This is a genomic window from Actinoplanes rectilineatus, assembly GCF_000962825.1.
In the GTDB taxonomy this organism is placed as follows: Bacteria; Actinomycetota; Actinomycetes; order Mycobacteriales; family Micromonosporaceae; genus Actinoplanes; species Actinoplanes rectilineatus.
The window spans coordinates 1-18,238 of sequence record NZ_JZKF01000035.1 but is presented as its reverse complement, the minus strand read 5'-3'; the positions used below and the strand labels follow the sequence as shown (position 1 = coordinate 18,238).

General features: G+C 73.3%; 17 protein-coding genes and 1 pseudogene. 4 read left to right on the top strand and 14 right to left on the bottom strand.

All coding sequences use genetic code 11. The features are described 5' to 3' along the window. Window positions 1-3 precede the first annotated feature (3 nt). The 6 genes from WH85_RS24865 to WH85_RS24840 all read right to left on the bottom strand — a co-directional run bounded on the left by WH85_RS24865 (window position 4) and on the right by WH85_RS24840 (window position 7,776). A complete protein-coding gene (locus tag WH85_RS24865) occupies window positions 4-1,422 on the bottom strand; it encodes an FAD-dependent monooxygenase (RefSeq protein ID WP_211275436.1) in 1,419 nt (472 codons plus the stop codon). 247 nt (window positions 1,423-1,669) lie between these two features. After that, entirely contained in the window at window positions 1,670-3,202 is a 1,533-nt protein-coding gene (locus WH85_RS24860; RefSeq protein ID WP_045744406.1) for a class I adenylate-forming enzyme family protein, read from the bottom strand. Continuing rightward, entirely contained in the window at window positions 3,199-4,539 is a 1,341-nt protein-coding gene (locus tag WH85_RS24855) for a protoporphyrinogen/coproporphyrinogen oxidase (RefSeq protein WP_045744405.1), read from the bottom strand. The genes WH85_RS24860 and WH85_RS24855 overlap by 4 nt, the downstream gene beginning before the upstream one ends. Beyond that, entirely contained in the window at window positions 4,536-5,474 is a 939-nt protein-coding gene (locus WH85_RS24850; RefSeq protein WP_045744404.1) for a UbiA family prenyltransferase, read from the bottom strand. Before WH85_RS24850 ends, WH85_RS24855 begins: the two co-directional genes overlap by 4 nt. Next, complete coding sequence (locus WH85_RS24845) at window positions 5,471-6,604, bottom strand: DegT/DnrJ/EryC1/StrS family aminotransferase (protein WP_045744403.1); 1,134 nt, start codon at window positions 6,602-6,604, stop codon at window positions 5,471-5,473. The genes WH85_RS24850 and WH85_RS24845 overlap by 4 nt, the downstream gene beginning before the upstream one ends. Next, complete coding sequence (locus WH85_RS24840) at window positions 6,601-7,776, bottom strand: DegT/DnrJ/EryC1/StrS family aminotransferase (protein ID WP_045744402.1); 1,176 nt, start codon at window positions 7,774-7,776, stop codon at window positions 6,601-6,603. Before WH85_RS24840 ends, WH85_RS24845 begins: the two co-directional genes overlap by 4 nt. A 134-nt stretch (window positions 7,777-7,910) precedes the next feature. Here WH85_RS24840 and WH85_RS24835 point away from each other — a divergent pair, with 134 nt between their 5' ends. After that, complete coding sequence (locus tag WH85_RS24835; protein ID WP_045744401.1) at window positions 7,911-8,447, top strand: EF-hand domain-containing protein; 537 nt, start codon at window positions 7,911-7,913, stop codon at window positions 8,445-8,447. A 39-nt stretch (window positions 8,448-8,486) separates the two neighbouring features. Here WH85_RS24835 and WH85_RS24830 read toward each other — a convergent pair whose 3' ends face one another. Genes WH85_RS24830 through WH85_RS24800 form a run of 7 tightly spaced genes read right to left on the bottom strand, consistent with a single transcriptional unit; the run spans window position 8,487 to window position 15,386 of the window. Then, the gene (locus WH85_RS24830) at window positions 8,487-9,791 is read right to left on the bottom strand and encodes an NAD(P)/FAD-dependent oxidoreductase (RefSeq protein ID WP_045744400.1); all 1,305 of its coding nucleotides are present in this window, start codon (window positions 9,789-9,791) and stop codon (window positions 8,487-8,489) included. Beyond that, entirely contained in the window at window positions 9,791-10,198 is a 408-nt protein-coding gene (locus WH85_RS24825; protein ID WP_045744399.1) for a DUF6917 domain-containing protein, read from the bottom strand. The genes WH85_RS24830 and WH85_RS24825 overlap by 1 nt, the downstream gene beginning before the upstream one ends. Next, complete coding sequence (locus tag WH85_RS24820) at window positions 10,195-11,103, bottom strand: Gfo/Idh/MocA family protein (protein WP_045744398.1); 909 nt, start codon at window positions 11,101-11,103, stop codon at window positions 10,195-10,197. The genes WH85_RS24825 and WH85_RS24820 overlap by 4 nt, the downstream gene beginning before the upstream one ends. Continuing rightward, the gene (locus WH85_RS24815) at window positions 11,100-12,200 is read right to left on the bottom strand and encodes an Ldh family oxidoreductase (RefSeq protein ID WP_045744397.1); all 1,101 of its coding nucleotides are present in this window, start codon (window positions 12,198-12,200) and stop codon (window positions 11,100-11,102) included. The genes WH85_RS24820 and WH85_RS24815 overlap by 4 nt, the downstream gene beginning before the upstream one ends. Further along, window positions 12,197-13,429 carry a M20/M25/M40 family metallo-hydrolase gene (locus WH85_RS24810; protein WP_045744462.1) on the bottom strand — a complete coding sequence of 411 codons (1,233 nt, stop codon included), beginning with the start codon at window positions 13,427-13,429 and terminating at the stop codon, window positions 12,197-12,199. Before WH85_RS24810 ends, WH85_RS24815 begins: the two co-directional genes overlap by 4 nt. Next, window positions 13,420-14,253, bottom strand: a complete 834-nt coding sequence (locus WH85_RS24805) for a sugar phosphate isomerase/epimerase family protein (protein WP_045744396.1) — start codon at window positions 14,251-14,253, stop codon at window positions 13,420-13,422. Before WH85_RS24805 ends, WH85_RS24810 begins: the two co-directional genes overlap by 10 nt. Beyond that, the gene (locus WH85_RS24800; RefSeq protein WP_052720775.1) at window positions 14,250-15,386 is read right to left on the bottom strand and encodes a Gfo/Idh/MocA family oxidoreductase; all 1,137 of its coding nucleotides are present in this window, start codon (window positions 15,384-15,386) and stop codon (window positions 14,250-14,252) included. The genes WH85_RS24805 and WH85_RS24800 overlap by 4 nt, the downstream gene beginning before the upstream one ends. Before the next feature lie 95 nt (window positions 15,387-15,481). Here WH85_RS24800 and WH85_RS24795 point away from each other — a divergent pair, with 95 nt between their 5' ends. Beyond that, entirely contained in the window at window positions 15,482-15,949 is a 468-nt protein-coding gene (locus WH85_RS24795; RefSeq protein ID WP_045744395.1) for a carboxymuconolactone decarboxylase family protein, read from the top strand. Here WH85_RS24795 and WH85_RS47385 read toward each other — a convergent pair. Then, on the bottom strand, window positions 15,927-16,886 hold the full coding sequence (locus WH85_RS47385; protein WP_083449237.1) for a class I SAM-dependent methyltransferase: 960 nt from the start codon (window positions 16,884-16,886) through the stop codon (window positions 15,927-15,929). The genes WH85_RS24795 and WH85_RS47385 overlap by 23 nt on opposite strands. Window positions 16,887-16,914: 28 nt before the next feature. On the opposite strand from WH85_RS47385, the gene WH85_RS24785 reads away from it, so the two are divergent. Further along, window positions 16,915-17,703 (top strand): DUF3050 domain-containing protein, encoded by a 789-nt coding sequence (locus tag WH85_RS24785; RefSeq protein ID WP_045744394.1) that lies wholly within the window; start codon window positions 16,915-16,917, stop codon window positions 17,701-17,703. Continuing rightward, a pseudogene (locus WH85_RS53145) lies at window positions 17,700-18,238 on the top strand (hypothetical protein); the annotation flags it as partial. The gene WH85_RS24785 and the pseudogene WH85_RS53145, both read left to right, overlap by 4 nt.

Below are 18,238 nucleotides of genomic sequence, written 5' to 3'. Positions count from 1 at the left end.
AGCCTAGACAGCACTGTGGACTTCCGCTCGCCCGAACCAGTGGGCCAGATGAACATCCAGGGTCTGCTGCTCGGCACCGATCCAGGCCACGTGGCCGTCCGGGCGTACCAGAAGCGACGGGCCTGGGTCCCGGTCGCCGAGACGGTCGACCCGGTCCGACCAGGCACCGGCCGTCAGCGTGCCGGTCCGGTCCACGAGCAGCCCACGGCCCCGGTGCATCACCGGATGGAAGCGGCCGTCCGGGTCGGGCAGGCGACGGCCCAGCAGGTCGGGACCGGGACCGCAGTCGTAGCGGATGCCGATGCCGGTCATCCTCTCGAGCAGGTGACGGTTCACCTCGTCGAGGTCCATGAGTTCGGTGAACAGCCTGCGCAACGCCTCCGCCCCGGGGCCCGGGGAGAGCAGGGCGACCTGGGCACGGGTGGCGGCCAGCACCTCCGCGGCCACCGGGCGGCGCTCCGACTCGTAGGTGTCCAGCAGGGTGTCAGACGCCCGGCCGTGGACCTCGGCGGCCAGTTTCCACCCCAGGTTCACGGCATCCTGCAGCCCCAGGTTCAGGCCCTGGCCGCCGATCGGCGGGTGGATGTGCGCCGCGTCGCCGGCCAGCAGCACCCGCCCCACCCGATAACTGTCGGCCAGCCGGGTGGCGTCGCCGAACCGGGACGACCACCCGACGGCGTGGACGCCGAAGTCGGTACCGGCGACGGCCCGCAGATGCTCGCGGAAATCCTCGGCGGTGGGCGGCTCGCGGTGATCGCCGACCGGGACCTCGTGGATCAGCACCCGGTAGGCGCCCGCCCCGATCGGATCGAAGCCGAACCGTGGCCGGGACCTGCGGATCTCGGCCACCCGCGCGGCGATCCCGCCGGGGTCGAGGTCCGAGCGCACCTCACCCATCAGCGTGTCGAACCGGGCGGGTTCGCCGGGAAAACCGACACCCAGGATTTTGCGTACGCTGCTGCGCCCACCGTCACAGCCGACCAGATAGCGCGCCCGCACCCGGGAGCCGTCGGCCAACGCGACGGTCACCCCGTCCGGGTCCTGGTCGAATCCGGTCACCGCGGCGCCACGGCGGACCTCCGCGCCGAGCGTGATCGCGTGCTGTTCGAGCAGGTCGACGAGGACCGGCTGTCGCACGCCCAGGAGATAGCCGTGGGCGGTGTCCAGATGCGGCGGGGCGGGCTTGTCGATGGCGGCGAAGTAGGCACCGGCCGGGCGCTGCCGGCCGTGGGCGCGGATCCGGTCCAGCAGGCCGCGCATGGCGAGGATCTCGAGGCTGCGGATCTGCAGGCTGACGATCCGGGCCGCGGACACCGGCTCGGTGTCGCGTTCCAGGACGAGGACCCGCACATAGTGGAGTCTGAGCTCGGCGGCCAGCATCGTCCCGGCCGGACCGGCGCCGGCGATGATCACGTCGTACACAAGCATGGGTGTTGCCTTTCGGGAGTGCCTCTGGCGCTCCCGGCGACACCTACGTCGATCGCCCGGCCGTGACGGCAGGGGGAGCACCCACAGCGACAGCGTTCATGGGTCTCACCTCCTCGGGCCGTGTCACGGACGCCCGCACGTTACAAGCTCCCCGATCACCCCGGCAAGTCCTTTACCGCGGGTGCGACGCGCCGAGGACCACCACCTGGTCGAGGCGGCGGTCCCGGGCGAGCGTCCAGGCCTACGTCCAGCGGCCGCTGCCGTGGCCCGCGGCGAGACCGGCCAGCCGTCCGCGCAGTTCGAGACGGCGGACCTTGCCGGTGGCGGTACGCGGCATGTCGCCCTCCGGCAGCAGCACCGGACGGCCCAGCGGCGGCAGGTCGGCCACCGCCTCCGCCCAGGCGTCCTCGTCGAGGCGGCCGCTCGTGGTGGTCAGCACCGGCAGCGGCAGCCGTCCGGGGCTGCCGAGCAGCACGCACTCGGTCACCTCGGGCAGCCGGTCGTCGATCAGGTCCTCGATCTCCATGCAGCTCAGGCCGGGCGCGGTGTCCACCTCGCGGTCCAGCAGCCGGACCCCGCCGAGCCGGTCGACCAGGCCGATGTCGCCGGTGTGGAACCAGCGGCCGTCGACCTTGCTGTGCCAGCGTTCCTCCTCGGCCACGTACCCGAGGCAGCGGGCGCCGGTCCGGGCCAGGATCAGGCCGGGCTGACCGGCGGGCAGGTCGATCAGGGTCTCCGGGTCGACCACCTTGAGGCGGGTCCGGAACGGCACCGGCCAGCCCAGGTGCCGGGTGGTCGGGCGCAGCCGGCGGCGGTCGACGGACCGCCGCGTCATCACGCGCAGGGTGAGCGGTCCGGTCTCGGTCTGCCCCCAGCCCTGCAGCCACAGCGGGAACCGGCGGTGGCTGGCGGCCAGGTAGCCGCGGACGGTGCTCGGGTGCACCGCGTCGAACGTGCTGATGAACAGGCGGACGTCGCGGAACGGGCCGTGCCGGCGGGCGGCGGCGTCGTTCTGCCAGCGGACGTAGGTGGCGGGCAGGCACTCGACGATGGTCGGCCGGTGTTCGGTGAACAGCGGCAGGGCGGTACGCGGATCGTCGCCCGTCACGATCAGCAGTTTCCGCGGCCGGTGCCAGAGCGCGCTCGGCGTCCAGGTGACGGCCCGTCCGTGCGCGAACGAGATGGCGCTGGCCACCACGTCCTTACGGGTGGCGGTGAGCAGTGGCATCGGGCTGGCCTCGAAGTCGGCGAGCCGCCGGATCAGCGTGGCGGTCGAGTGCACCACCAGTTTGGGTACGCCGGTGGTGCCGGAGGTGTGGTTGACGATCAGCGGCGCGTCGTCGGGGCGCCGGTGCACCACCGGGTCGGCGCCGCTTCCCCGCAGGTCCCGCACCGCGACGGTGCGGCCGGTCCAGCCGGTGTCCGGTCCGGCGATCAGCAGGGCCGGGTCGAGGCGTTCCAGCAGGATCCGCAGCGCGGCGGCGGACAGGTGGTCGGAGAGCAGGGCGGGTACCGCGCCGATCCGGATGGCCGCGCAGGCCAGCAGCATGATGTCCCAGTGGTTAGGCTTGCAGACGGCCACGTGCTGGCCGGGGCGGACTCCGGCCGCGGCGATCCCGGCGGCCAGGTCGCGGACGAGTCCGGCCAGGTCCGGGATCGTGTACGCGGTGCCGCCGTCCGGTGCGACGTCGAAGGGTCGTTCGAGGTGGACGACGGTGGGTGAGTTCCGGTCGGCGAGGGTGTCGAACAGGGTGCCCAGGTCCAGTGGTTTCATCGGACGACCTCCGGGAGTGGTACGGAACGGCCGGCGCACAGCCGGCCGGCGGTGAGTTCGGCGGACCGGTGGGCGCCCTCGCTGCTGGGGCGTTGCAGGAGCCAGTCGCCGGCGTACTCGACGGTGCGCACCGGCCGGTCGAGGAACGCCGGCCGCAGGGCGAGCGCGGCCGGCGTGCATTCCGGCAGCGCGTACCGGAACCGGCTGACCACGGTGGCCAGCGTGGCGGCGCGCAGGCCGGGCAGGAACCGTGCGGCCTCGGTGGTGAGCAGGTCGGTGAGCTCGGTGTCGCCGGTGTCGAGCAGGTCACCGGCGACGCGGGGCGCGACGAGCATCGAGACCAGGCCCCTGCCGGGCGGCACCCGGCCGGGGTGCCGCAGGTGGTCGGCGAGCAGGCCGGTGAGCAGCGGGCTCTCCGCCTCGGGCACGGCGAGCATGTGCACCGGGGTGCGGCCGGCGGGGTGCACCGGCCGGTCCAGCAGGCAGGACAGCCGGATCGCCCGGGTGTAGGTCGCCGCGGCCAGGAACGGCAGGTCGTCCGGGTCCGGGTTGCGGTGCACCCGCAGGGCGAGGGGTGCCGGCAGGGCGATCACCACGGTCGTCGCCGTCCAGGTACGCGTCCCGACGCTCACCCGTGCCGTTCCGGCGTCGGTGACCACCTCGTGGACCGGCGCCCCGAGGTGGACGGGCAGCCGGTCGGCCATCCGGCGGGCCAGGGTGTCCATGCCGCCGGCGTAGGTCCGCCAGTGGCGTTGCCCGCCGACCGCGGCCAGGTTGGCCAGCAACGGCGCGGCCGCGCTGCGGTCGGCGTGCCAGCCGAACATGCCCGCGACCAGGGGCGCGAGCAGTCGGTCGACGAGTTCGCCGCCGTACCGCGCGGCCAGGTCGGCGACGGTCGCGGCGCCGACACCGGCGCGTTCCGGATGGTCCGGGTCGAGCCGGGCGGAGGGCCGGGCCAGGTCGGCGGCGAAGCGCAGCAGGGCGGCCCGGCCGCGCGCGGAGAGACCTCCGGCGTGCCGGGAGAACGGGTCGGCGAGTCCGGGGTAGGCGACTCCGTCGCGCCAGGTCGCGGCGACCCCCGGCATGCGCAGCACGTCGGTGCCGGGCCGCAGCCCGAACCGGTGGATGAGCCGCCAGGTGGCCGGGTAGCCGCGGCGGGACAGGAACTCGGCGCCGCGGTCCAGGGTCCAGCCGTCGCGGCGCAGCGTGGCCATCCGCCCGCCGACCACGGTCTCCGCCTCGAAGACCTGCACGTCCCGTCCGGCCCGGCGCAGCAGGTCGGCCACCGCGAGCCCGGCCGGTCCGGCGCCGACCACGGCGACGTCGATGTCGGTCACGGCAGGACCTCCCCGAGCAGAGCGGAAAGACCGATCAGGAACACACCCAGGCGATGGGTACGGATGCCGAGTCTGCGGGCGGCGAGACCATCACCGAGGACCAGCCCGATCCCGGTCTGTGCCCCGCGCAGCGCCAGTACCGGCGCGTAGACGACGGCCAGCAGCGGGGGTGAGATCCCGGTCAGCACGGCGCCGGCCAGCACCCCGGTCTCGAGCAGGACCACCAGCAGGATCACCAGCCGGTACGCCCGCGGCGTCACCATGGTCGCCAGGGTGCGGCGCCCGGCGGCCGCGTCACCGGCGGCGTCCCCGGCGTTCGCGTACAGGCCGAAGATCAGCGGACCGATGCCGAACAGCACGCCGAGCACCACCAGCCCGGCGGTGATCTGGCCGGTGACCAGCCCGTACGCGATCACCAGCACCCCGGCGCCGAAGCCGACCAGGGTCAGTTCCTGGCCGCCGCGGTAGCTGAACTTCGGTCCGGCCGAGTAGCCGAGGGCGAGCGCCGCGCACACCGCCATCAGCACGAGTGGCCCGGCCGGCCGTCCCGGGCTCAGCGCCCACGCGGCGGGCCAGCAGAGCAGTCCGGCGGCTGCGGACCGGATCGCGAAGGCGCGCGCCTGGTCGACGGTCAGTTCGCCGGTGAGCAGCGGTTTGCGGGCGAGTCGCCGGTTGGCCGCGTCGGACCGGTAGTTCGCGGCGTCGCTGCCGTCGGCGTACCCGGTGATGTCGTCGAGCGCGACGCCCGCGCCGAGCAGCGCGACCGTGCCGGCCAGGCAGAGCAGCAGCGTCACCAGGATCCGCGGGTCGGTCGCGGCCGGGCCGGGGAGCAGGGTCCAGGCCAGCGGCACGGCCAGGTAGTAGTCGAAGACGTCGAGTTTGGCGAGCCGCGCATAGGCGCCGACGGTGGGGCGTACCCCGGGAAAGACCGTCATGGCCGCACCGCCGCACCGTGCGGGACGAACGCGCGGACCGCGTCGGCGATGTGCCGGACCTGGTCGTCGGTGAGGTGCGGATAGATCGGCAGGGCCAGACAGCGCCGGGCGGCGGACTCCGCCGCCGGCCAGGTGGCCCGCCGCGGGACGGACGCGGAGAAGGCCCGCTGCCGGGGCAGGGCGACCGGGTAGTAGACGTGCGTGCCGACCCCGGCCGCCGCCAGGTGCGCGGCCAGGGCGTCGCGGTCGTCGGCGAGCAGGTTGTAGACGTAGTAGCAGCGCCCGTCGGCGGTGTCCGGCGGCGCCTGGATGCCCCGGCCGGCGAGGCCGGCGAACCGCCCGGTGTAGTAGCGGCCGATCGTGGCCCGGCGTTCCAGGCGGGCGGCCAGTCCGGGTAGCCGGTGCAGCTGGTACGCCGCCTGGATCTCGTCGAACCGGCTGTTCCATCCGATCCGGTGGTGCAGGAAACGGGTCACGCCGTCCTGGCCGTGGTTGCGCAGCTGCCGCAGGGTCCGGCCGAGTTCCGGGTCGCCGGTCACCACGACCGCGCCCTCCCCCGGCATGCCGAACGTCTTGACCTGCACGAACGAGTACAGTCCGGCGTCGCCCCAGAGCCCGGCCGGAACACCGCCGAGGCGGGCGCCCTGGGCGACCGCGGAGTCCTCGATCAGTTTCAGGCCGTGCCGGTCGGCGACCGCGCGCAGCCGTGGCATGTCGGCCATCACCGAGAACTGGTGTGCCGCGATCAGTACCGTGGTCCACCGGGTGATCGCGGCCTCGGCGGCGGCCGGGTCGAGGGTCAGGGTGACCGGGTCGATGTCGGCGAAGACCGGGGTGGCGCCGATCGCCATCACCGCGGCGGCCAGCGGTGCGCAGCCGAAGGCGGGCACCACGACGTCGTCGCCGGGTCCCGCGCCGAGGGCGTGCAGCAGCATGGTCAGCGCGGTGGTGCCGCTGCCGCAGGCCACCACGTCGGCGGCGCCGGTCTCGACGGCGAGCGCGGCCTCCAGCCGGGCGGTCCGCGGGCCGAGGATGAACTGCTGGTCCGGTTCGGCGCCGAGCTGCCGCAGCAGGTCGTCGAAGACCGGCCGGTCGTCGTCGAACAGGTCCGGCGGGAAGAACGGGATCATCGGGCACCGCCGGTGTAGAACGCGGCGATGTGCTCGCAGACCCGGTCCAGTTCGTCGTCGCCGAGGTCCGGGTGCAGCGGCAGGGCCAGCGCGTGCCGGCAGGCCGCCTCGGCGTGCGGGAACTCGCCGGGCCGGTGGCCGAGGTCGGCGAAGCAGGGCTGCAGGGGCAGCGGGCGCGGGTAGTAGACCTCGGTGCCGATGCCGGCGGCGGCCAGGTGCCGGGCCAGGGCGTCGCGGTCCTCGACCTCGATCAGATAGACGTAGAACACCGGTTCCTCGCCGTGTGCCGGTTCCGGCAGGCGGCGGACACCGGCAAGACCCGACAACCTTCTCGTGTACGCGTCCGCGAGCACCCGCCGTCGCGCGATGGCCGCGTCCAGGCTCGCCAGCTTGGCGTGCAGCACCGCGGCCTGGATGTCGTCCATCTTGGAGTTGTGACCCCAGTGCTCGCTGCCGGTGTTGATGGCGGCGAAGTCCGCCAGGGTCGGGCCGGGCCGCCCGTGGTGGCGCAGGGCGGTGACCCGCTCGGCGATCCGCGGGTCGTCGGTGAGGACCGCGCCGGCGTCGCCGATGGCGCCGAGCGTCTTGCTGGGGAAGAACGACAGCACGCCACCGGCGCCGAAGAGCCCGGCGTGCCGGCCCGCGCGGCGCATCCCGATCGCTTCGGCGCTGTCCTCGACCAGGGTGAGGCCGTGGCGTTCGGTGACGGCGGTGAGGGCGGCCAGGTCGGCGAGGCGGTGGAACATGTGCGCGGGCAGGACCATCCGGGTGTCCGGGGTGATCGCGGCCTCGGCGGCGTGCGGGTCGAGGGCGTACGCCGCCGGGTCGATGTCGGCGAAGCGGGGGCGGCCGCCGGCCAGGACCACGGCCGAGGCGGTGGCGACGAACCCGTACGCGGGGACCACCACCTCGTCGCCGTGGCGCAGTCCGGCGGCCCGCAGGAGCAGGACCAGGGCGTCGGTGCCGGAGTTGACGCCGATGGCGTAGCGGGCGCCGGTCCAGGCGGCGAGGGCGTGTTCGAAGTCGCGGACGCCGGTGCCGTGCGAGAACTTCCCGTCGGCGTAGACGCCGTCGAGGCGGGCGCTGATCGAGGGCCACGTCCGGGTGAACATCGCCGCCTGGGTGAAGAACGGGATGCGGGCGCTGCGCGCCGGTTCCTGCGTGACAGTCATGGCACGAACGTGACATACCGGAAAATTTGGTGCAATCCGACGCGCGCCGTTCATCCCGAATTTCAGCTACTTAGAGGAGTCATGGTGTAACTCTTTGTAAGCAATATCCCTTTCATCGAGGAAAGGCAGGAACCATGTCAGCGAACACCATTCAGCGTCAGCGGCTGGAACAGCGCTTCGAGCTGTGGGACGCCAACGGCGACGGCCAGGTCGACAAGTCCGACTACGAAGCCGAGGCCCGTCGCATCCTCTCCTCGTTCAGCGAGGCGGAGACCACCACCAAGGGCAAGGCCGTCCTGGACGCCTACCGCAACATGTGGACGATCGCGGCCAAGTCCGGCGGTATCGCCGAGACCGGTGCCCTGAACCCCGAGCAGTTCAACGCCGCCAGCGAGAAGTCCATGCTGGACCGCGGCGAGCAGGGCTTCGCCGAGGTGCTGCGCCCGTGCATCGCCGCGGTGGCGAACCTGGCCGACGAGGACGACGACGGTGAGGTCGACCGGGACGAGTTCGCCCGCTGGCTCAACGCCATCGGTGTCCCGAACGACCCGGCGCAGCTGTTCGAGCGGCTGGACAGCAACAAGAGCGGCACGCTGACGACCGACGAACTGGTCCAGGCGGTCCGTGACTACCACGAGGGCAAGCTCGACGTCCCGCTGCTCGGACGCTGAGAACCGCGCGGTGTGCCCCTGGTGCAGGGGCACACCGCGTCACCTGCTCATCAGCGCCGCCAGCGCACGGACCAGCATCCGCGGGGTGGCCAGCAGACTCGGATGCGCGCGCAGACCGGTCACCCGCAGGAAGTCCCGGGAGATCTCCGGATCGCGCATCGCCCCCAGCCGCACCAGCTCCCCCAGGGTGCGCACCAGCAGCCAGTCCCGCGGGCGGTCCCCGGTGACATGACGCAGCCGCAGATCCTGGGTCGCCGTCGCCTGCCACGCCACGTCGGTCACCACCCGCAGACAACCCAGATAGCGGGTGGCCGGGCGGGCCGGGTCGGGACCCGACGCCAGCCAGGAGTCCAGCGCCGAGGCGTGCAACGCGGCCGCCGTCATGCCCTGCCCGTACACCGGGTTGAACGAGGCCACCGCGTCACCGATCGGCAGCACCCCGGACGGCAGACCCGGATGACGATGCCAGTCCCGGCGTACCTGCCCCGGGAAGTGATAGGTGTGCACCGGCCCGAGCAGGTTCTCGCGCCGGCACACCCGCCGGAAGTACGGCGACGACTCCCGCGCGGCCCGGGCCAGGAAGTCGTCCGCGCAGGGCCGCGGCCGGTCGTCGCCGAACCCGCTCATCATCACGCCCCAGCGGCCACCCTCGTAGGCGGCGATCGAACCCACCCCCGGCCTGCGGTGGGCCGCCGACCGGGCATGGTTCACCAGGTGCAGGCCGTCCATCTCGTCCCCGGCCCGGGTGAAGTACGCCGTCGAGTACCCCAGATCCAGCCGGATCCGCTGCTTGGGCACCACACCGCGGCCGGCCCGCTGCAACCACCGGTCCAGCCCGCCGGACCGCCCGGTCGCGTCCACCACCAGACAGACGCCGTCCAGGCACTCCCCCGACGACGTGCGCACCCCGGTCACCCGGTCGCCGGCCAGCAGCAGACCGGCCACCCGGTCCGGCAGCACCCGGATCCCGGTGTCGGCGAGCACCCGCCGCCGCACCACGTCCTCCAGCATCGGCCGGCTCACCCCGAGCAGCGTCTCGGTGCCGTCCCCGGGGAACGCCCGGCCGTCGATCGCCAGCACCGCGGTCCGGCCCACCCCACACGGCGTCGCCCCGGCCCCCGCCAGTTCCGCGCCGATCCCGGGCAGCCAGCGCTCCAGCAGCTCACCGCCCATCCGCAGCAGCACGTGCAGCTGCGGGCCCTGCGGGACGCCGGACCGGATCCCGCCGTCCGGATAACCCGGGTCCGGCTCGATCAGCAGCACCTCGCGTACCCCGTGCCGGCGCAGCACGTGGGCGGCCAGCAGACCGCCCATGCCCCCACCGGCGACGATCACCCGGTCCATCACGACCCCCTCGCCTGTCGGAAACTGATCGCCGCCTCCGGGGTCAGGCCCAGCTCCGGCCCGGTGACCGGGGTGTCCCGGCGGATCAGGATGTTGTAGTGGTTCGGGAAGTGGCAGGCGTCGAACCCGAGCACCGTGCCGATCACCCGGTCACCGGCCAGCACCTCGTCGCCGCGGTCCAGCACCCCGGCCGTGGTGACCTCGGCGAACCCGAGGAAGCTGACCCGGTCCATCCGCGGATCGGTGTACTCGTGGTCGGTGGTGAGCAACTCGTGCACCTCACCCCGGCGGACACAGCGGCTGGCGTACGACTCCAGGGTCATCCCCCTGTCGTCGCGGCGGTGGGTGAGAACCTTGACGAGCACCGCCTCGACGACCCGTTTCGGGCCGTCCTCGTGCGGGTTCACCGGGCCGCCGCCAGTTCCGCGCCGTACACCGCGTCGACCAGGCGCAGTGCCGACAGCCCGGCATCGGTCAGGTCCGGATTCTTGACGAGATCAGAGACGATGCCCTCGTATTCGTGCCAGAGCGACTCCTTGAACCCGGGGTGGCCCGCCAGCAGATCCACCACGTGGCGGCCCCCGCCGGCCAGGTCGAGTTCCACCACCTTGTGCTCCCCCGGATACGCCCAGTCCAGCTCGACCCGCGCCGGAATCACCCGCCCGTCCGGGGACAGCGCCTCCAACCGGATGTCGGCCCGCCGGTCGACCCCCTCCGCGTCCCGTTCGACCGTCGCGCCGAGCAGCCGGACCGCACCGTCCCCGGAGCAGAACCGGACCAGGTCGAACGCGTTCGGCCCGTTGTCCGCCACGCAACCGCCACCGCAGCGCCGCGGATCGAGGTACCAGGCGTCCTCGCCGACGTGCTCCTCGATCCGTTCCCGGTAACGCACGGTGATCCCGGTGATCCCGGACGGCAGGTCCCGCAGTCCGGCGTTGTACCGCCGGTGGAACGCGGTCATCAGCACCCCGCCGCTCGCCTGGGCCTGCCGGTGCAGTCGTTCACCGTCGGCCAGGCGTACCGCCAGCGGCTTCTCCACGCACACCGCGAGGCCCGCGGCCAGGGCGTCGCCCGCGATCACGGCGTGGCTGTCGTTCGGCGTGGTGATCACCAGCGCGTCCACCCGGCCGGAGGCGATCAGTTCCTCGTGCCGGGTGCACCGGTGCCGGACACCCCGGTAGTCGGCGAACCGGCTCGGGTCCCGGTCGCAGACCGCGACCAGTTCGGCGTCCCGGCTGCGGTCCAGCGCCGCCCGGTAGTAGCGGGCGATCACCCCCAGTCCGACCAGGCCGACCCGCAGCGGCCGGCTCACCGGACCACCGGCCGGACACCCTCGGCCCGGGCCACCTCGTCCAGCTCGTCGACCAGCCCGGCCGGCATCGGCACCCCGCCGGCCCGCCGGTACGCGGCCCGCTCCCCCTCCAGCCAGCCCGGGTAGCGGACCGGGTCGGTCCCGGCCGGCGGGCAGTCGATCAGGCTGTCGAACAGGGCCGTCGCGTCGGCCGCCACCGCCGCCGGGTCACGCAGCGCGTCCGGGGCGATGGCCACCGCCAGCAGGCCGATGTCGTCGTCGCGTCCGCGGTCCCCGGCGACCGCCGCCGCGTCCGGGCCGCGGCCCGATCCGGACACCAGCGCGGCCAGGATCTCCACCGCCAGCCCCAGGCCGAACCCCTTGAAACCGCCGGTCTGCGCGCCGCCGCCGAGCCACTGCAGGTGCGCCTCGCCGCGGTCGAACGCCCCCGGGTCGGTGACCGGCTGGCCGCCGTCGGTGCACAGCCATCCGGCCGGGATGCTGTGACCGGCCCGCTGCGCCGCCCGGATCCGGCCGGTCGGCACCACCGACGTGCTCATGTCCAGGACGAACGGGTGCCGGCCGACCGCCGGGGCGGCCACGCTGAGCGGGTTGGTGCCCAGCATCGGCACCGCGCCGCCGGGCGGGCGCACGATCCGCTGCCGTCCGCAGTTGGAGGCCAGGATCCCGACCATGCCCCGCTCGGCGGCCCGCCGGGCGTGCCGTCCCGCGCAGCCCACGTGGGTCAGGCCGCGGACCGAGACCAGGCCGACACCGAGGATGGCGGCCCGGTCGGCGGCCAGGTCCATCGCCTCACCGGCGACCGACAGGCCCAGGGCACGGTCCGCGTCCATCAGCACGGCCGCGCCACAGTCCGAGACGATCCGCGGCTCGGAGCCGGCCACCACCCGGCCGTCAGCGAACAGCGGCAGGTAGAGCCGGGTCAGGTTGACCACGCCGTGCGAGGTCATGCCGGTCAGGTCGCCGTAGCACAGGGCGTCGGCGGCGCGGTGCGCCCGATGGACCGGGACGCCCCGGCCGGTGAACACCGCGGTCACGAAGGTCAGCAGGTCGTCGTGCGCGACCAGGACCGTACGGTCGTCCACAGTCTGTGTCATGGGATTGCTCCTTCGAAGGCGTGCAGCACGCGGGTGACCGTCGCGGCGTAGGCGTCCAGGTCGGACAGGTCGGCGAATTCGTCGTCGCTGTGGGCACGGTTCGCGGCCAGGTCACCGGGGCCGAGGATCACCGTGGAGGTGCCGCTGCTCATCCAGATGGCGTCGCAGGTGAACGCCGGCTCGCCGGCCGGCCAGGCGGGGACGTCGGCGGCGGCGAGCAGCCCGTCCAGGAACGGGTCCTCGGCCGCTGCCAGGGTCGGCAGATCGCGTTTCAGCCACCGGACCGTGGTGATCGCCGTAGCGTCCCGAGCCGTGAGTATCATTCCGGGAATTTCTTCAAATATGCTGATGAAAAGCTCCAGGCCCGCCGCCACCTCCCGCTCGACGGCGGCCACCCCGGCGACACCCGACGCCGCGTCCGGATAGGGAAGGTTCAGCAGCAGGTCGCCGCCGCCGTAGACCCGGTTGTGCCGATCACCGGTGTGCAGGCCGGCGACGCAGAGACCGGGCACGGTCCGGGCCAGATGCTGCGCCAGGAACCCGAGCAGCACGGTGGCGTTGTGCCCGTCACCCGGCCGGTCATCGACGCTGTCCTCGCCGGCCACCCGGATCCGGGCCGTCGCCGCAGCCGTCGACGACCGCAGCGCGCGTCCGCCGGTCGGTTCGCAGAAGACGTTGAGACGCCCGGTCCACCCGGCCTCCACGAGCGGGCGGGTGCCGATCACGCCCAGCGCGCCGCCCTCCTCCCCGGCGACCACCTGCACCAGCACCCCGAATCCGCTGCCCAGGCCGCCCACCGTCGACCGGGCGGCGCGCAGACCGGCCAGCAACGCCACCGCCGGGCCCTTCGCGTCGATCGCGCCGCGACCGGAGAACCTCCGCCCGTCGAACCCGGCCGGCCACACCCCGGCGACGGTGTCCAGGTGCACGTTGAACATCACCGTCCGCTCGGCCGGCATTTCTGGGCCGAGTCGCAGCACCAGGCTGGGCTGCCCGGCGAGGTATCCCGGATCGGCGAGCGCCGCACGGACCGGCGCGGGCAGCGGACCGGTCAGCTCGGCCGGCGCCGGCGCGCGATGGTGCACCGGGACCAGGCCGGCCTCGGCGGCGGCGGACACGTACCGGTCCAGCGCCCGGGTCATCCGGGACGGGCCGCCCTCCAGCGGACTGACGGTCGGGATGTCCAGCAGTTCCAGCAGCAGACGCTTGTCGCCGGAGGTCAACGACACGGCACGGCCTCCCGGCACAGCTCGGCCAGCGCCCGCCCGGCGGCCACGAAACCGGCGGCCAGTTCGGCGTCCGGCACGCTCTGCGCGCGATGCGGGCGCATCCCGACGTGCGGCTCCAGGGACAACACCCCGGCATAGCCGTGGTCCCGCAGCGTGCGCAGGCATCCGGCCACGTCGGCGTCACCCTCACCCGGTTTCGTGTACGTGCACCCGCGGGCGTCCCGGGCCGCATCCTTGACGTGGACGTGCACCACCCACGGCAGGATCTCGCCGAGAAGGTCGCGCGCGCGGTAGCCGTACTCGATGCCGTTGCCCATGTCGAACAGCAGCCGCAGGCCGGGCACTGCCCGGAGCAGCTCGCGCATCCGGTCCGGGTCCTTCGCGGCCCAGCCTGTGCAGTTCTCGTGGACCAGGGTGACGCCGGCCTCGCCCGCGCGCTCGGACAGCTCCCGCAGCCGCCGCCGGGCCAGGACACCCCACTCCGCGTCGCTCACCTGCCCGGCCTGCCAGGACATCACCCGCAGGTACGGCGTACCGAGGCGCCCGCACCGCGGCAGCAGACGCGCCAGCTCGTCCCGGTCCAGGGTGAAGTCCCCGTCGACCGGCCGCGCCCAGTTGCCGATCCGCGACGCCACGCAGGGCACCGTGATCCCGTCGGTCGCCAGCCGGCCGGCGATCCGGTCGAACGCCCGGTCGTCCAGGTCGGCGATCGCGGTCCCGTCCACGGTCCGCAGTTCCAGCTCCCGCCAGCCCAGCGTGTCGAGCGCGGCGAGCTGGGCGTCCAGTCCTCGGCCGGCCTCGTCACCGATCCCACCCGGCCTCACCGGACCGCCTCGCGCAGCCCGGCCGGCATTCCAGCGCCCGTTCCGGCCTGTGGTCCGGCGCCCGTTCCGGCCTGTGGTCCGGCGCCCGTTCCGGCCTGTGGTCCGGCCTGTGGTCCGGCGCGCGTTCCGGCCTGCAGCCCGGCGCGCATTCCGGCTCGGCGTTTCGCCTCCGCCAGCAGGCGCACGACCTCGGCGTTGACCGCGAGCCGGAACGCCACGCCGGCGATGTCCCGTCCGGCCGACGTGGCGAAGTGCCGGTACGCGTCGGCGAGGCACGCGCTCATCGCGTCGTCCGCGAACGTCACCCGGGTCCGCCGCCGCCCGTCGTCGACGACCAGCTGCGCGTGGTGGTCGGCTTCACTGCACGGGTACCAGCCGGTCAGCTTGCCGCCGGTGAACCGGGCGTGCACCCGCCGTTCCCGGATCGGCGCGGTCAGGTCCGAGTCGATCCGGGTCCGCACCCCACCGGCGTGCGCCAGGGTCATCCAGGCCGCGCCGAGTCGCGGGGCGAGACCGTCCTCGGTCCGCAGGTCGTCCCAGCCGGCGTTGCGGACCCGGCCGGCCCCTGCCAGCCAGAGCGCGACGCCGAGCGCGTGCGGCGCCTCCACGTCGAAGGCGGTCGGGTGCTCCCGGTCCCGCAGGCCCCGGGCGAACCGGGGTTTGTGCTGGCGGAACGCGAGCGAGGTGAGCCGGCCCAGTTCACCGTCGGCGACGATCTTCTCGATCCGGGTGGTGAGCGCGCTGTCCAGCCACTGGCTCACCGGCACCACGCAGAGCCGGTGTTCGCGGATCACGGCGAGCAGCGCGTCCAGTTCGTCCTCGTCGGCGGCCAGTGGCTTCTCGACGATCAGGCGACGGAACCCGTACGCGGCCAGGGTGGCGGCGATCTCGGCCCGGTCGGTGGGCGGGGTGCACAGGTGCACCACGGTGGTGGCCGCGTCCGCCCGGGACGCGGCCTCGGCGACCGAGGTGACCCGGGTCAGACCGGGCAGGTCGGCGCCCGGGTCGAGGTGCGGGTCCAGGCCGAGGACCGGATCGCCGGGTGCCCGGATCGCGGCGGGGAGCCGGTGCAGGGCGGGCAGGTGCAGCCCGCTCCCGGCCCGGCCGAGCCCGACGATCAGCGAGGCCGGCATCAGTCGGCCGGGGTTGGTGTCGCAGGGTGACTCACGTCGGCAACTATGTCCATAATCGTCCACAATCTGGACAAAACCCGTGAAAGGTCAGCAAAATGACGGAACTCGACATTGCCGCCATCACCCCGGAGACGTACCGGGCGATGTACGCCTTCACCGCCACCGCCGCCGACGGCCTCGACGGACGGATCGCCGCCCTGGTCAAGGTGCGGGTGTCCCAGCTCAACGGCTGCTCGTACTGCGTGGACCTGCACGTGCGGGAGGCCCAGGCACTGGGCGTGGACGACCGGGCACTGCACGGACTGGCAGCTTGGCGGCGTACCCCCGCATTCGAGGAGCGGGAGCGCGCCGCCCTGACCCTGGCGGAAGCGGTGACCACGGCCGTCGGCGAAGCCGGCGTGCCGGAGAGGGCGATGACCGCGGCCGGCGAGTGGTTCCAGCCCACCGAACTCGCCCAGCTGCTCTGGACGATCGCCGCGGTCAACGCCTGGAACCGCATCGCCTCGGCCACCGGCCTGACGCCCTCGCCCGCCGCCGTGATCAGTCAGGCTTCCGCGCACTGACGCCGATCATCGCCCTCGGCACGCCGACGTCGGCCATGGCTCTCGGCACGCCGACGTCGGCCACCACCTTCCGCGCACTGACGTCGGCCATGGCTCTCGGCACGCCGACGTCGGCCACCACCTTCCGCGCACTGACGCTGATCATCACCTGGGAGAGCCAGACGTTGCCCGGGTCGGCGAGCGCCACCAGGGCGGCGTCCACGTCGGCGGCCGTCGCGTAACCGCTCCCGAGCATCGCCGGGCGCAGGTGCCGCAGCCAGAGGACGTACCACTGCGCGGCCGGCGTGCCACCCCGCACCACGTGCGCGTTGCCGCGCGCCTGGATGTCGGACAGCCCCGCCGCGCCGGCCAGTTCGAGATTGCGCAGGCCGCAGCTGCGGTCGTAGCCGGCGTCGGCCATCACCCGGTAGGCGGCCTCCTTGACCCGGCTCAGGAACCCCGCCTCCCCCTCCTGCGGATGACTGAACAGCGATGCGACGTCGGTATCCTCGATCAGCAGGACACCGCCCGGCCGCAGGGCGCGGGCCATCGCCGCGACGACCCGGCGGCGCTGCGGCAGGTGCTGCAGGACCAGACGGGCATGCACCAGGTCGAACCGGTCCGCCGGCAACGGATCGGCCGCGAGGTCGTGCCGGCACACCTCGACGCTCGGACCGTCCGGATCGGACTCCCGGTCGAGCGCGGCGGCGAGGCGCTCCGGGTACAGGTCGGTGGCGACCACCCGGCCGGCGGGGCCGACCATCCCGGCCAGGGCGCGGGCCACCGAACCCCGGCCGGCGCCGAGTTCCAGACAGGTCCATCCGGGGGCGACGCCGATCTCGGCGAGTCGCCCGATCGTGATGCCGTCCCAGAGCTGTTCCCCCAGCGCGAGACGGACGTCCTCGTCGGGAAAGTCGGTATCGAAGACATAACCAGGATCCACAGTGCTATAAGGCATGTGAGCGTTTTATCCGAAATGAGGGTTTATGTCGAGATACCACTGGGCTCTCACGCATCCGGGAATCAGCCGGATCCGCGCCGCCGTCCAACCCGTCCGCGCCCAGGTGACCGCCCACCCCATCTACCACCGTCTCACCACCAGGTCAGCGGTCGCCGCCTTCGCCGAACAGCACGTCTACGCCGTCTGGGACTTCATGTCCCTGCTCAAGAGCCTGCAGATCGACCTCACCGGGGTACGCCTGCCGTGGCGCCCCCAAGGCAGCCCGGTCGTCCGACGGCTGATCAACGACATCGTGCTGGCCGAGGAGAGCGACGAGATCAACGGCGAGTACCTCAGCCACTTCGAGTTGTACCGGCGCGCCATGACCGGGCTCGGCGCGGACACCGGCCCCCTCGACAGGTTCATCGCGGCCCTCGACGAGGGCGTCTACGTACCCGAAGCCTTGCACCTGGCAGCCGTACCACCCGCCGCCACCGACTTCGTCACCGACACCTGGCAGATGATCCACGACCTGCCGGTGCACTCCCGGGCAGCCGTCTTCGCCTTCGGCCGCGAAGACCTCATCCCCGACATGTTCGCCGACCTGCTAGCCACGGACGCCGACCCGCGCACCGCGGACTTCCGCACCTACCTGTCCCGCCACGTCGAACTCGACGAGGAACACCACACCCCGATGGCCATGCAGATGCTCGTCGACCTGTGCGCCGACGACGACAAGCGCTGGCGCGAATGCGCCGACGCGGCACAACGGGCATTGCACGCCCGGCTCCGCCTCTGGAACGCGATCCTGCCCACGCTGGGAGACCCGAAATGACCTTCCTCCGGTACGCCACGACGCTACTCACCGCGGTCCTGCTGTTCCCGCAGCCGACCCCGGCCCAGGCAGCCCCAACAACGTCACCGGCGACGACGGCAGCCGCACCGGCAGGGCCGACACCCACGCCAACGGTCTTCTTCACCCGACCCACACCGACCGCGAAGCCCAAGCCGACGCACACCCAGACGCACACCCAGAAGCCCGAACCCACTCCCCCGGCTTCCCCAGCTTCCCCAGCCTCCCCGACCTCCCTGCACTCCCCGGCTTCCCCGACCTCCCTGGCCTCCCTGGCCTCCCTGGCCTCCCCAGCCTCCCTGGCCTCCCCAGCCTCCCTGGCTTCCCCGACTTCCCCGGCCCCGCGGGCACCCCATCCGGCGGCCGCCACCGGCAGGGTCACCGTCTTCGCCACCGAACTGACAGCGGTCAAGGTCTACGACAGCCCCACCGGCTGCACCCGCCTGGGAATGGCCTCCCACGTCCTGGTCAATTTGACCGACCGTCCCGTAAAGGTCCACGCCGACCCGTTCTGTAC

Excerpts from the sequence above, each read along its gene's own strand:
- WH85_RS47385 (WP_083449237.1), bottom strand. The coding sequence starts at position 16,886 with ATGCCTTATAGCACTGTGGATCCTGGTTATGTCTTCGATACCGACTTT.
- WH85_RS24835 (WP_045744401.1), top strand. The coding sequence starts at position 7,911 with ATGTCAGCGAACACCATTCAGCGTCAGCGGCTGGAACAGCGCTTCGAG.
- WH85_RS24785 (WP_045744394.1), top strand. The coding sequence starts at position 16,915 with ATGTCGAGATACCACTGGGCTCTCACGCATCCGGGAATCAGCCGGATC.
- WH85_RS24830 (WP_045744400.1), bottom strand. The coding sequence starts at position 9,791 with ATGGACCGGGTGATCGTCGCCGGTGGGGGCATGGGCGGTCTGCTGGCC.
- WH85_RS24795 (WP_045744395.1), top strand. The coding sequence starts at position 15,482 with ATGACGGAACTCGACATTGCCGCCATCACCCCGGAGACGTACCGGGCG.
- WH85_RS24845 (WP_045744403.1), bottom strand. The coding sequence starts at position 6,604 with ATGATCCCGTTCTTCCCGCCGGACCTGTTCGACGACGACCGGCCGGTC.
- WH85_RS24840 (WP_045744402.1), bottom strand. The coding sequence starts at position 7,776 with ATGACTGTCACGCAGGAACCGGCGCGCAGCGCCCGCATCCCGTTCTTC.
- WH85_RS24800 (WP_052720775.1), bottom strand. The coding sequence starts at position 15,386 with ATGCCGGCCTCGCTGATCGTCGGGCTCGGCCGGGCCGGGAGCGGGCTG.
- WH85_RS24815 (WP_045744397.1), bottom strand. The coding sequence starts at position 12,200 with ATGACACAGACTGTGGACGACCGTACGGTCCTGGTCGCGCACGACGAC.
- WH85_RS24850 (WP_045744404.1), bottom strand. The coding sequence starts at position 5,474 with ATGACGGTCTTTCCCGGGGTACGCCCCACCGTCGGCGCCTATGCGCGG.
- WH85_RS24860 (WP_045744406.1), bottom strand. The coding sequence starts at position 3,202 with ATGAAACCACTGGACCTGGGCACCCTGTTCGACACCCTCGCCGACCGG.